Source organism: Clostridioides sp. ZZV15-6598, from assembly GCF_020657705.1.
Classification (GTDB): Bacteria; Bacillota; Clostridia; order Peptostreptococcales; family Peptostreptococcaceae; genus Clostridioides; species Clostridioides difficile_F.
Genome location: NZ_JAGWCS010000039.1, coordinates 1 through 13263, shown reverse-complemented (window position 1 = coordinate 13263; position 13263 = coordinate 1). Strand labels below are relative to the sequence as shown.

Annotated in this window: 12 protein-coding genes and 2 riboswitches; of the genes, 5 read left to right on the top strand and 7 right to left on the bottom strand. The window is 26.2% G+C overall.

The genetic code is table 11. The annotated features are described in order from the left end of the window. Nucleotides 1-37 precede the first annotated feature (37 nt). The 6 genes from mutL to KGF50_RS09700 form a co-directional block, all read right to left on the bottom strand. A complete protein-coding gene (gene mutL / locus KGF50_RS09725) occupies nucleotides 38-2023 on the bottom strand; it encodes a DNA mismatch repair endonuclease MutL (protein ID WP_227847864.1) in 1986 nt (661 codons plus the stop codon). 10 nt (nucleotides 2024-2033) lie between these two features. Further along, a complete protein-coding gene (gene mutS, locus KGF50_RS09720; RefSeq protein ID WP_227847863.1) occupies nucleotides 2034-4877 on the bottom strand; it encodes a DNA mismatch repair protein MutS in 2844 nt (947 codons plus the stop codon). A gap of 162 nt (nucleotides 4878-5039) precedes the next feature. Continuing rightward, entirely contained in the window at nucleotides 5040-5774 is a 735-nt protein-coding gene (locus KGF50_RS09715) for an ABC transporter ATP-binding protein (protein ID WP_227847862.1), read from the bottom strand. Next, nucleotides 5743-6762 carry an ABC transporter substrate-binding protein gene (locus tag KGF50_RS09710; protein WP_227847861.1) on the bottom strand — a complete coding sequence of 340 codons (1020 nt, stop codon included), beginning with the start codon at nucleotides 6760-6762 and terminating at the stop codon, nucleotides 5743-5745. The genes KGF50_RS09715 and KGF50_RS09710 overlap by 32 nt, the downstream gene beginning before the upstream one ends. A gap of 21 nt (nucleotides 6763-6783) precedes the next feature. Further along, nucleotides 6784-7554, bottom strand: coding sequence for an ABC transporter permease (locus KGF50_RS09705; protein WP_227847860.1), 771 nt, complete (start codon nucleotides 7552-7554; stop codon nucleotides 6784-6786). Beyond that, nucleotides 7529-7819 carry an MTH1187 family thiamine-binding protein gene (locus KGF50_RS09700; protein WP_227828002.1) on the bottom strand — a complete coding sequence of 97 codons (291 nt, stop codon included), beginning with the start codon at nucleotides 7817-7819 and terminating at the stop codon, nucleotides 7529-7531. Before KGF50_RS09700 ends, KGF50_RS09705 begins: the two co-directional genes overlap by 26 nt. A gap of 130 nt (nucleotides 7820-7949) precedes the next feature. Next, a riboswitch (TPP riboswitch) is annotated at nucleotides 7950-8049 on the bottom strand. A 471-nt stretch (nucleotides 8050-8520) separates the two neighbouring features. Continuing rightward, nucleotides 8521-8610: riboswitch (cyclic di-GMP riboswitch) on the top strand. A gap of 68 nt (nucleotides 8611-8678) precedes the next feature. On the opposite strand from KGF50_RS09700, the gene KGF50_RS09695 reads away from it, so the two are divergent. Then, nucleotides 8679-8840 (top strand): hypothetical protein, encoded by a 162-nt coding sequence (locus KGF50_RS09695; RefSeq protein ID WP_227847859.1) that lies wholly within the window; start codon nucleotides 8679-8681, stop codon nucleotides 8838-8840. 119 nt (nucleotides 8841-8959) lie between these two features. Here KGF50_RS09695 and KGF50_RS09690 read toward each other — a convergent pair whose 3' ends face one another. Then, entirely contained in the window at nucleotides 8960-9316 is a 357-nt protein-coding gene (locus KGF50_RS09690) for a winged helix-turn-helix transcriptional regulator (protein ID WP_227847858.1), read from the bottom strand. Nucleotides 9317-9500: 184 nt separating this feature from the next. Between KGF50_RS09690 and KGF50_RS09685 the strand changes: the two genes are divergently transcribed. The 4 genes from KGF50_RS09685 (at nucleotide 9501) to KGF50_RS09670 (ending at nucleotide 13083) form a co-directional block, all read left to right on the top strand. Continuing rightward, nucleotides 9501-10421 carry a PhzF family isomerase gene (locus tag KGF50_RS09685; protein WP_227847857.1) on the top strand — a complete coding sequence of 307 codons (921 nt, stop codon included), beginning with the start codon at nucleotides 9501-9503 and terminating at the stop codon, nucleotides 10419-10421. 279 nt (nucleotides 10422-10700) lie between these two features. Then, a complete protein-coding gene (locus tag KGF50_RS09680) occupies nucleotides 10701-11399 on the top strand; it encodes an amino acid racemase (protein WP_227847856.1) in 699 nt (232 codons plus the stop codon). Between the two features lie 421 nt (nucleotides 11400-11820). Then, a complete protein-coding gene (locus KGF50_RS09675) occupies nucleotides 11821-12432 on the top strand; it encodes an NUDIX hydrolase (protein ID WP_227847855.1) in 612 nt (203 codons plus the stop codon). 312 nt (nucleotides 12433-12744) lie between these two features. Continuing rightward, nucleotides 12745-13083: a DUF3784 domain-containing protein gene (locus KGF50_RS09670; RefSeq protein ID WP_227847854.1), complete on the top strand. Its 339-nt coding sequence runs from the start codon at nucleotides 12745-12747 to the stop codon at nucleotides 13081-13083. Nucleotides 13084-13263: the final 180 nt, after the last annotated feature.

The window sequence follows — 13263 nt, the reverse complement described above, 5'->3', positions numbered from 1 at the left end:
CATTCCTTTCCATTATATTTTAACTATCCAAAATATTTTACATAATTCTTTTAAACATTTTTTCTATTTCGGTCTTAGAAATTTCAACCATTATAGGTCTACCATGAGGACACGTAAATGGATTCTCGCAATTTTCTAATTGTTCTAATAAGCTTTTTATCTCAATATCATATATTTTATCATTTGCTTTTATAGCAGACCTACATGCCATAGATGCAAATCTCTCACCTTTTAAATCATAATTACTTGTAATCTCATCTATATTATCAATTATTTGAAGTATAAACTTTTCAGTTTCTGGAATTCCAAATATAGTTGGAACACATCTTATCATTACATGATTGTTGCCAAAAACTTCTAATTCAAAACCAAATTTCATAAATAACTCTAAATGATTTTCAATTTGAAGCATATCTACATTTGATACTTCAAGAATTACTGGGTCTAAAAGTATTTGCATATTTATATCTTGTCTATAGAACTTATCCATATATCTCTCATATAAAATTCTTTCATGTGCAGCATGTTGGTCTAGCAAATACATAGAATCATCTTTACTTAGAATTATATAAGTATTAAATACGACTCCAATTACAGAATATCCATATAAAGAAAATTTTAGTTTTGAATTAGTTAAATACTCTTCTTCACCATCTTTAATACTTTTTTCTAAATAATTACTATCTTCATTTTTAAAGCTATCAATTTGTTTAGGTCTATCAACTTGAAATTCTTCTTGTATATTGTCATTTACAACCTCTTCTCCTAAATAGCTAGTATTTTTTAATTCATTTTCTATACTTGCATTTAAAACTTCACTTACAGAAGGAAATTCATCTATTGGTTTTTCACTTGATAAACTTACAACTTCAATAAATTCATTTTTCTCCTTATTTGTAGTATTATTTTTTGAATTAGCTTCAATGAAATTATTATTTTTAAATTCATAATCTATACTTTTTTCTCTATTATTAATAGCAATTCGAGGCTGTGTTTTCTTATCATTATACGTAGCATACTTTCCAATAAGGTTAGAATGTATTAATTTTACTTTTAAAAAATCTCTTAGTTCTATATACACTTCCTGCTCTTTTTCAAATTTAACTTCCAGCTTGTTAGGATGTATATTTACGTCAATACATGCTGGGTCTACTTCTATATTTAAGAAACAAACAGCATGTTTACCTATTGGAATTATAGATTTATAACTTTCAGTTATTGCATCTATAATTATTTTACTTTTTACAAACCTTTTATTTATATAGATATGTTGCAAATTTTTATTAGAACGATAGATGTTATTATTTCCTATATATCCATCAATTTTAAAGTGATTGCATTTAAATTCTATATTTATTAGATTTTCTGTTATTTCTTTTCCATATATACTTCTAATAGTGTTTATAAGCTTTCCATCACCTGGAGTATTTAACATTTGCTTATTATTATTTGTATATTTAAATTGGACATTAGGATTGCCTATTGCAAGCTTATTTATCAAATCACTTATGTTTATAGTTTCTGCATGAGTAGATTTCAAAAATTTCTGTCTTGCTGGTGTATTAAAGAAAATCTCTTTTATAATGATTGTTGTTCCATTAGTAGAACCAATTGGCTCCTTTGAGACTATTTTTCCACCTTCTACAAATATTTTTGTTCCAATCATTTCATCCTTGGTTTTAGTAGTCATTTCTAATTTTGATATAGCTGAAATAGATGCCAATGCTTCTCCTCTAAATCCAAGAGAGTACAAATCATATAAATCATCAATTTTTTTAATTTTACTAGTAGCATGTCTTAAAAATGATTTTTCAACTTCACTTGAAGGTATTCCTATTCCATTATCTGTGATTTTAATTAAAGTTTTTCCTCCATCAATGATATCTATGGAAATCTTATTTGCACCTGCATCAATAGAATTCTCAATTAGTTCTTTTACTACAGAAGCTGGTCTTTCTACTACTTCTCCTGCTGCTATTTTATTTATAGTCAAATCATCTAGGATGTTAATTATATTTTTCATGTTTACACCTCTAAGACTTTATTTCTTTTGCTTTTTTTTGAAGACTGTAAAGAGAATTTATAGCATCTAATGGAGTCATATTTAAAATATCTAAGTTTAAAATTTCTTCTGACAATATATCTCTCTTTACACTATCAAAAGATATTTGAGTTAGTGCCACTTCCTTTACAGAATCTTCTTTATCAATTTCTTCTTTACTATCCTTTTTCTTAATTGAAATAACTTCATCGTTTAATGTTTTAAATTTAGAATTTAGTTTATCATAATCCTTTTTCATGTGTTTATAGTCTTTTACTATAAGCTCATGCTCTATTTTTAGAGATTCATATTTGTTTTTAAAATTGCTCTCATTTACCTTAAGTAGTTCTTCATCTAAATCATTATTAATCACAGTAGTTTTTTCTTTATCTCCATTTATTGCGACACTGTTATAAACATGATTTTTTTCCAAATCCTTAAGTATATATTTTGCTCTATCTATAACTTCATCTGGCAATTTAGCTAATTTAGCAACATAAATTCCATAACTCTTATCTGCACCTTGAGGAATTATTTTTCTTAAAAATATTATTCCCTCTCCATCTTCTTTAACTGCTATTGAATAATTTTTAACCTCTTTAAATTCTTCTTCTAAATCAGTAAGTTCATGATAATGTGTTGCAAATAGTGTCTTACATCTAATATTCTTTTGAATATATTCTACTATTGACCATGCTAAACTTATACCATCATAAGTACTAGTTCCACGTCCTATTTCATCTAAAATAACTAAGCTTCTTTCAGTAGCATTTTTTAATATAAGAGATACTTCATTCATCTCTACCATAAAAGTAGATTGTCCTTGAGATAAATCATCACTAGCCCCTACTCTTGTAAATATTCTATCTAATATTGGTACATTAGCATATTCTGCTGGAACAAAAGAACCTATATGTGCCATAAGTGCTATTATAGCAGTTTGTCTCATATATGTTGATTTACCAGACATATTAGGACCAGTTATTATGTTAATGATGTTTTCTCCTCTGTTTAAATATGTATCATTTGGAACAAAATTTTCTTCACCTACTATATTTTCAACAACTGGATGTCTACCATTTCTTATATCAAGTTTATTGTTTTCGTTTATCTGTGGCTTTATGTAGTTATTCATGTGAGCAACAGTTGCCAAAGATACGAAAACATCTATATTAGCTATAATCTTAGCTACTTTTTGTATTCTATCTATATTTTTATATATAGTATCTCTTATACTTACAAATATCTCATATTCTAGAGATTTAATTTTCTCTTCAGCATGTAGTATCTTTTCTTCTATTTCTTTTAACTCTGGAGTTATATATCTCTCTGCATTGCTAAGTGTCTGTTTTCTTATGTATGTCTCATCTAGTTTTGCTTGTTTAAAATTAGCCTTTGTTATTTCTATATAATATCCAAATACTTTATTAAATCCTATTTTTAATGATTTAACTCCTGTTTTTTCTCTTTCTCTGTTTTCTATTTCTTTTACAAGAAAAGCACCATTTTTAGAAATATCTCTCAATTCTTTAAGTTCATCACTAAAATCAGATTTAATTATATTACCATCTTTTATAGTTATTGTAGGTTCTTCCAAAATGGCTTCATCTATCAAACTATATATATCATCCAATTTGTCCATTTCTGATACATACTCTTTTAACCTATTTGCATTTGATAAGTCTATTGTATCTTTTAGATTTGGTAATTTTTCTACTGAATTTTTTAAGTGAACTAATTCTTTTGGTGTTACTCTTTCAAATGCTATTTTCCCACATATTCTTTCTATATCATATATATTTTTAAGTATATCATTTAAGTCTTCTCTTAGTATAAAATCATCTTTTATTTCTTCTATTACATTTAATCTATTTTCAATTTTAGATTTATTTATCAGAGGTTCTTCTACATATTTTCTTAAAAGCCTTCCTCCCATTGCAGTAGATGTTTTATCTAAAACATGCAATAGTGAACCTTTCTTTTTATTTCCTCTTATAGTCTGAGTAAGTTCTAAATTAGTTCTAGTAAACATATCTAAGACCATGTACTCCGATGAATTGTATATATTTATATTATTAATATTGGATGTTATCTGCTTTTGAGTGTTATATATATAATTTAGAAGAATTGATAAACTTGATTTTATAAGACCTTCATCATCAAACTTTAGTTTTTGTAGATAAACATCTGGAAAATACTCTTTTAATATATTTATATCTAAATAGTTGTCACTAAAACTTTCATTTATGTATATGTTGCTTACAGTAGCTATATCTCTAAGTTTTTCTATAAAATCCAAGTCATTTACAATTATTTCTGTAGGATGAATTTTTGCAATCTCTTCGATTACCTTATCTTCATTTAGATATGTTGCATTAGTTTCTCCTGTACTTATATCTACATAAGTTAAACCTATATTTGTCCCATCTTTATATAAAGATAACAAATAATTATTCTTTTTATTTTCAAGTAAATTTCCATCTAGAACTGTTCCAGGAGTAATAACTCTTATTACCTCTCTTCTAACAATTCCTTTTGCAGTAGATGGGTCTTCCATTTGTTCACCTATTGCTACTTTATATCCATTTTCTACTAACTTCGATATATATGAATTGGCTGAGTGAAATGGCACTCCACACATAGGAGCACGTTCTTCTAAACCACAGGCTTTCCCTGTTAATGCTATTTCAAGAGCTTTTGAAGCTACTAATGCATCTTCAAAAAACATTTCATAAAAATCTCCCAATCTAAAAAACAATATACAATCTTTATACCTATTTTTTACTTCAAGATACTGTTTCATCATAGGAGTTAATTTATTCATATCTATTTGCATTATTAAACCTCCTTCTTTTCTAATTAAATATTATATCATAGTAGCTGATTATTATTAACATAATATATAAAATTTTGACGTATAACTAAAAAACAATCCAAAATGCTAATTGCACTTTGGATTGTTAAGTTTAATAATCACTAAGTAAAAACATATAGAATTTTATAATAAAGATATTATCTCTTTTTTTAGTTTAATAACATTTTCAAGATTATCTTCATTTATATTTTTATTATCTATGATAAATTCTTTTTTTACTACTGATGGTTTTTTTGAGATAACATAAATTCTATTTGATAACATTATAGCTTCATCAATATCATGAGTTATAAGAAGTATCGTTGAGTTTACTTTTTTCTTAACTTCTAAAAGCCATTTTTGCATAGATGTTTTAGTCAATGAATCGAGTGCACCAAAAGGTTCATCTAAAAGCATTATGTCATTAGAATTTATAAAAGTTCTTAAAAAATTAGCTCTTTGTCTCATACCTCCAGAAAGTTCTGCTGGATATTTATACTCATATCCTTCCAAACCAAAAACCTCAAAATAGTGTTTTACCATAGACCTAGCTTTGCTCTTTTTTTCTTTTTTTAGTACCAATGGAAGAGATACATTATCTATTATAGTTTTATATGGTAAAAGTAAATCTTTTTGATACATATAACTATAATTACCATTTATGTTTACCATACCACTGTTGTAGTCTGTCAATTGAGTTATAATGTTAAAGATAGTACTTTTTCCACATCCACTTGGTCCTAATATAGAAACAAATTCGCCTTCATAAACATCAATACTTATATCTTTTAAAACATCTACATCTTTATATGTCTTTGATACATTTTCTATAGATACTTTTGCCTTTTTATTGTGGTAAGAATTCATTTGTGTAAGCATCACTTGCCTTCATATCCTTGTCTATTAATTTATATTCTTTTAAGAATGATGTATAGTTATTCCATACACTATCTTTCATTTCTCCCCATCTTGGTGCATCATCTTTATATTTACCTGCTAAATACTCTTGACTCTTTATTGCTAATTTTTCGTCTACTTCAGGAGCATGTTTTACTAAAATTTTTGCAGCATCTTCAGGATTTTTTATTGCATACTCATAACCTTTTGTTGTAGCTTTTAAGAATTTTTTAGCAAGTTCTGGGTTGTCCTTAAGTACAGTTTCATTAGAAATTATAAGTGGTGTATAATAGTCCAATCTTTCATCTAAGTCTTTTACTGGTATAAAGTTTAAATCATAATCAATTAAACTAGCTTTAACTACATCCCAACCTTCAAATATCCATGCGAAATCTACAGTTTTCATAGCTGCAAAGAAATCATCTTGACCAGTATTAACTATTTTTAATTTATTAAAGTCAGCTCCATTTTTCTTCATAACTGCTTTAAAAACAGCTTCTTCTGATGGAGAACCCCAACCTCCATAAGTTTTTCCTTCAAAATCTTTTGCTGTAGTTATATTTTTTTCTTTTGGAGATGCAAATCCAGAAGTATTATGTTGTATAACAGTAGCTACAGCTTTTATTGGAAGTGGGTCTTCACTAGTTTTTGCATAAGTAACTTGCTCTTGATAGCTTATACCAAAGTCAGCTTTTCCTGTTGCAACTAAAGTTTCAGCTCCACTTTCAGGTGGTTGTACTATTTCAACATCCAAACCTTCTTCTTTATAGTAACCTTTATCAAGTGCCACAAATAATCCAGTATGATTCGTATTTGGTGTCCAATCAAGTACAACAGTCACTTTTTTAGAAGAAGTATCTTTACTATTTTTTTTATCTTTATCACTATTATTTCCAGAAGAACATCCAGTTATTGTTGCTAATGTAAGAGCACTTACCAAACCTAATATTCCTAATTTTTTGAAATTCATAATATCCTCCCTCAAATGCATTTAATCTTCTAATCTATGTTTTATAACAACTTTTTTTATAGCTTGTACAATTCCTACAAATATTAAACTAAATATAACTACTAATATAGTAGATGCAAATACTTTATCAAGTGCATATGCACTTTTTGACCTTAGCATATAAACACCAAGACCTTTTGTTCCACCTAACCACTCTGCAACAGTTGCTGCCATTACAGCATAAGTAGCAGATATTTTAAGTCCAGAAAAAAATTTATCCATTGACATAGGAAATTTAAGATGAATAAAAGTATTAATCTTATTTGAATTCATAGTCTTAAACAAATTTAAATAATCTTTATCAATATTCTCAATACCATCTACAAAACTTATTAATATAGGAAAAAAACAAGTAAGCATTACCATCAATATTTTTGGCATTGTTCCAAATCCAAACCAAATCATAAAAAGTGGAGCTATTATTATTGTAGGTATCATTTGAGTCACTAACATAATAGGATAAAGACATTTTTTTATTATCAATACAAAATCCATTAATATTCCAATTATTAAAGATATTATTATTGCAACTATAAATCCAAATATTGCTTCCCCTATAGTAACCATGGCATGCATAGATAAATTTTGATAATCTTTAAAAAATACATTAATTATATCTATTGGTGTAGGTAGTATATATTGAGGAACCTTTAAAACTTCTACCACAGATTGCCAAAAAATAAGTATAAACAAAAATGTTGCTATTGGGTATATACTATTTTTGACTTTATCTATGATTTCTAAGTTTCTCATCTATAGTTAAACCCCCAGCTTTTTCATCTACTCTAGCTACTGTTATAACTCTTTCACATCCAAGATTAAAAGGGATTTTATGTACTTTTTTTAGTAGTTCAAAAACTTCATCAAAATCACCTTCAACAGTAGTACTCATTGCTCCTATTTCACATTTAAGACCACTATTTTCAATTTCTGCTATACAAGCATCTACTACTTTATACATTTCTTCTTCACCTTTATAAGGTCTTAGTGGCATTACTGCTATGTCTGCAATTACCATTTAAATCACTCCTTTTAAAATAATTAATACCTACTAGGTATATTTTGTTTTTTGTTAAAATATTTTATAGATAAAAACATAGTATATTTAAATAAAATAAAAGCCTTATCCAAAATAGGATAAGACTTATTTTTATCTTTACTGGTCTCCCTACACTGGCATTATCCAAACAGGTTCAAAGGGTCGAGATAAAATCTCCTCTCAGCATATTAGCTCCCCGAAATATATTATATCTTTTCTACTTGATTATACTACACTTATCATATTTTAACAAATTTTTTATTTATATTATATATTTTATCTGTATTAAAATTTACAAAACTATATAATATTTTATGATTTATTGTCTTTATCCCCACTAATTTTTTTTAAAATTTTAATAACCCCCTTTTATTTACTATAACTTTATTCTCTTGATATTATTATTTTTAATATAATATATTTTTATACACATATATTGATTATATATACTCTTTTTAATATATTGACCACTTCTTATTGATTAATTTTGTGCTACTTCATCAATATAATTCAAATAAATTAATAATATAAATCTACAGTTCCTTTTAGACAACAAGCTTTATTGCATAATTTACTTGTATGTTTTATTTTTAAAGGGCAAAATAACTTTTATATTTAATTTTTTTAGTTTATATATTGAAAAATAAAACGTTTTCCTGTAATATTATAATCGTAGAATAAAACTAAACAGGCAAAACTAGAGAAATTTAGTGACGCAAAGCTATAGGGACTAACACTTATAAAATAAGTTATGTCAGCCAGTTGCCAAAAAGATATTTTCTTTTTGTTTTTTATGAAAGTTTTTTAGGGGGATAAATAATATATGTTTATAAATAAAATGGATAGATGTACGCATATACTAACTGCCTATATATGCAGTTCATACGATTACTGTAATTTTATAGATACGCAGTTAAACGATTTTATACTAGAGTATGGTGAAAATGTTGTGGAATCTTGTTTACATCAAGTGATGGTATTGGTAAGTAAGTATAATTAAATGGATTTTATTTTCTAGAAAACCCTTTTTAGTTTTATCTACATTTTAAATGTATCATCGATATAAAATTGATTAAAGTATATTTCTTTTTTTATTTTTAATTAAACATACAACTAAGTTTATTTTATATACTGTTTACCCCAATTACATAACTCTAATAATATAAGCTCTAATGACTTTCCACGCTTAGTAGCAGAATATTCAACTTTAGGTGGAATAGTTGGATAAGAAATTCTCTTAATCAATCCATCTCTTTCAAGATGTTTCAATTCCTGCGATAATATTTTATGGCTTATATGAGTAATTTCTTGTTTTAACTGGCCATAACGTATTGGTTCCTGCTTTATAACATGCCATAAAATAATTGCTCTCCATTTACTTCCTATTACAGTCATAGTAAAACCTATTGAACAGTTAAAATCCTTCTGCCTATTTATAATGTCTGGAAATTCTTCAATATTGTTATTGATATTCATATTAATCCTCTCTTTCAAAATGGTAAGTAACTAATAAAAAAGTGCGTTCTTGTCTAAAATATTACTTTGCAATATAATTTTGATTATACTATAGAACATATCACAATGCCATAATTTAAGTTAACAACTATTCAATATCTCCTACATGAAAAATTACTATAACTTTTAGAAAGGAATGTATTTAATGAATAAGATATTTCGTCTTTATCAAGTTGATTCGTTTACAAAAGAAAAATTTACAGGTAATCCAGCTGGAGTAATTACAAACGCTGATGGCCTATCTGAATTACAAATGCAAAAAATAGCACGAGAACTAAATAATTCAGAAACAGCTTTCATATTCAACAGCTTTAATGAGGATTATGATGTACATATCAGATTTTTTACACCATCTAATGAGGTCCCAATATGTGGTCATGCTACTATTGCTGCTCATTACTCACGAGCATTAGAAAATCAGCTAGACAGTACTAGAATTTTACAGAAAACAGGCGCAGGAATATTACCAGTAGATATTATTCAAAAAGACAATGATTATGATATAGTTATGACACAAGGAAAAATTGAAGTAGAAGAACCATTGAATCAAGAGTATCAAGAGAGATTATTTCATGCATTAGGTATTTCAAAAGAAGAAATACGTACAGATTGCCCTATTGCTATAGCATCTACAGGCCATTCAAAAGTTATGATTGGTGTTACAAAACTCTCAACATTACATAATATATCTCCAAACTTATCTGAACTATCAAGTATAAGTCAGGAAATAGGCTGTAACGGCTATTATGTTTTTACACTACATAATGAAAAACAAAATATAGAAACATTACAAGTAAACGGGAGGATGTTTGCTCCTGCAATTGGTATTTCAGAGGATCCTGTTACAGGAAATGCTAATGGACCTTTAGGAGCATATCTTGTGCACTATAAATTGGTACCTATACATAACTCAGAGTTGGTATTTGAAGCAGTACAAGGTGAATCAATAGGACGTAAAGGAAGAATGGTTGTAAAAGTAATTGTATTAGAAGGAAAACCCATTGAAGTGAAGATAGTTGGCCAAGCAGTTGTCGCATTTTCTTCTACAATAGAAATTGAGTGCTAAATATATGTTAATATCATATTTATAATTTTTCATAATTATAGGATAATTTTCAAAACAAATCAAAAATACTCAATTTTTTTCATAATTATGCTACAATTGTTAAGTAATACAAAAAGTACATATGATTTCTTCACCTTTTTTAGGTAATGCGTAAATTAAGAATTGTGGACAAATGTACATTGCTTAAAAGGAGTTGTCTTCAAGACAAGTTCATATAAGCTGTTTTTCTACTTTAAGATATAAAAAATAAACTATACAAAACCTAAGGAGATTATTTGAATGAACAAAAACTTAATTGGAATTTTGGCTGGTATGGGTCCAAGGTCAACAGCACCATTTGTTGATTTAATTATTGATGAATGTCAGTCTCAGTATGGCGCGAAGTACGATGAAGAATTTCCTGAAATTATGATATATTCCTTACCTACTCCATTTTATATTGACCATCCAATAAATCATGAACTTATGAAAAAAACTATCATTAAGGGTCTAAAAAAACTTGAATCAGTTGGTACAAACTTTATTGCGATGCCATGCAATTCAGCTCATATATATTTTAAAGAATTGAAAGAATCAATTAATATTCCATTATTAAATATTGTAGAGGAAACTGTTAAAGATTTACCTGATACTCCACAAAAAGTAACTCTATTTTCAACAAGTTCAACATTTGGATCTAAAATTTATCAAAAAGGTATAACAGATGCTGGTCATGAATTTATATTTAAAGAAGAATGGCAAAAAAAGATAAATACTCTTATTCAAAACATAAAAATAGATAAGAATGATCCACAAAATATAAATATTTGGAATGAACTTCTAGAAAGTGTAAAATTTGAATCTATTGAAAATATAGTGATTGCTTGTACTGATTTGAATGTTGTCTTAGAAAAAATACAACCATCAATTAATATTATTGATTCATCAAAATGTTTAGCAGAGTCAGTTGTTAAGAAGTATTTAGAATTAGAAAAATAAAATTCACTCTATGAATAATTTATAAATGGTTTATATAAATTATTCATACAAAAGTAAAGTGGTAAGATTATCTTACCACTTTACTTTTGTATGAGTACTCACTTTTTTATTTTTTGATGGTAATTCTAAAGTAAAATTCATCTTAATGAAATTAGAAAAATTAAAAGTGAATATAAGTTAAAGTAAAAATATATTTTCTCAATTAAATGTTACAAAATTATTTTATATTAACAAGTATTAACAAATACTAAACTTAAATATTTTAGTATTTGTTAATACTTGTTAATATATATTTATTGATTTATTATATAATAATATAGATATTACTATATCTTGAATTAAATAAACATAATTATGCATATATTGTTATTTTTAGAATTTAATTCTATATTTTTTAATAATATTATTTTAGGAGGAAAAAATGATAAACAGTATTAAAAATAAATTTAAGGATTACAAACCATATATAAACGGTTATGAAAATATGAAAAGAGCATCTGTATTAATTCCAATAGTAGAAATAAATAACATACATCATATATTATTTGAAGTTCGCTCAAAAAATTTAAAGCATCAACCCAATGAAATTTCTTTTCCAGGTGGGAAAATAGAGTCTAATGAAACTCCTTATGAAGCTGTTATTAGAGAAACATGTGAGGAACTTGGAACTTTTAATGACAATATAGAAGTTATAGCAAGTCTTGACTTACTTATAACGCCTGTAAAATTTATAATACACCCCTATTTGGGATATATAAAAAACATCAATAATTTAAATATAAATAAGGATGAAGTTGACCATACTTTTTTGGTACCTATAAAATATCTTTTAGAAAATCCTCCAAATACCTATAATAATACAGTCAAAGTTTTTCCTGATGAAAATCTTCCATATGGTTCAATTCCAAATCAAAAAGATTATAAATTTGAAAGTGGAAGTTATCCTGTTCTATTTTATAAATATAAAGATTATGTAATTTGGGGAATAACAGCAAAGATATTAGAAAATTTTTTAAACTTCTTATCAGAATAATACTTATAATCAAATATTTATATAAGAAGTTTTTAAAATTTTTTAAATTTAAAATGTGATAATTCTAAAAAAGATAGTAAATTATATTCTATAATATTTTTTACACTTGATTATTGTTCAATTATTGTTACACAATTTTTAATACAATTTCAAGCTAAGCACTATGTATTAATACCACACTATAAATAAATTATAGTATGATAATATATCTAATAAGATTAAGATATGAAACAAATGATTTTAATGTATGTTTATGGTAAAATATTAATAAATAAGTAAATTGATAAATCAGAGTATATGGAGGTGCTTATAATGTTTGCAGTAGGATTCACAGTTATAATTGCAATTGCCTCTTTCATTTTAAGTATATTATTATTTAATGGAAAAGCAAGTATGCTATTAGCAGGTTATAATACTATGAGTGATAAAGAAAAAGCTAGATATGATGTAAAAAAATTATGTAGAAGTTCCAGCATTGTTACTTTTATTGTATCTATAATGTTATTCATCATGTCATTTTTGGGGTATAGAATAGAAAGCGGACAAATGGATGAAAAAAAAATGCTTCCGTTTGCTGTAATATTTATAATAGTTATACTTGCTAGTGTGATTTTCAATATCTATTACTCTAATAAGAAGTGTAAAAAATAAAATTAGTAAGTTAAGCAGTTATTTGTGAAAGATTGACTGCTTTTTTATGTCTATTAGATATTTTAGCATTTAAAAAGTTCTATAAAAAATAGTATGTATAAACTTACAATGATATAGTCACCTTTTTTGTATAACCATAGTCTATTATATAATATTTTAGTATATAATAAAGAAATACTA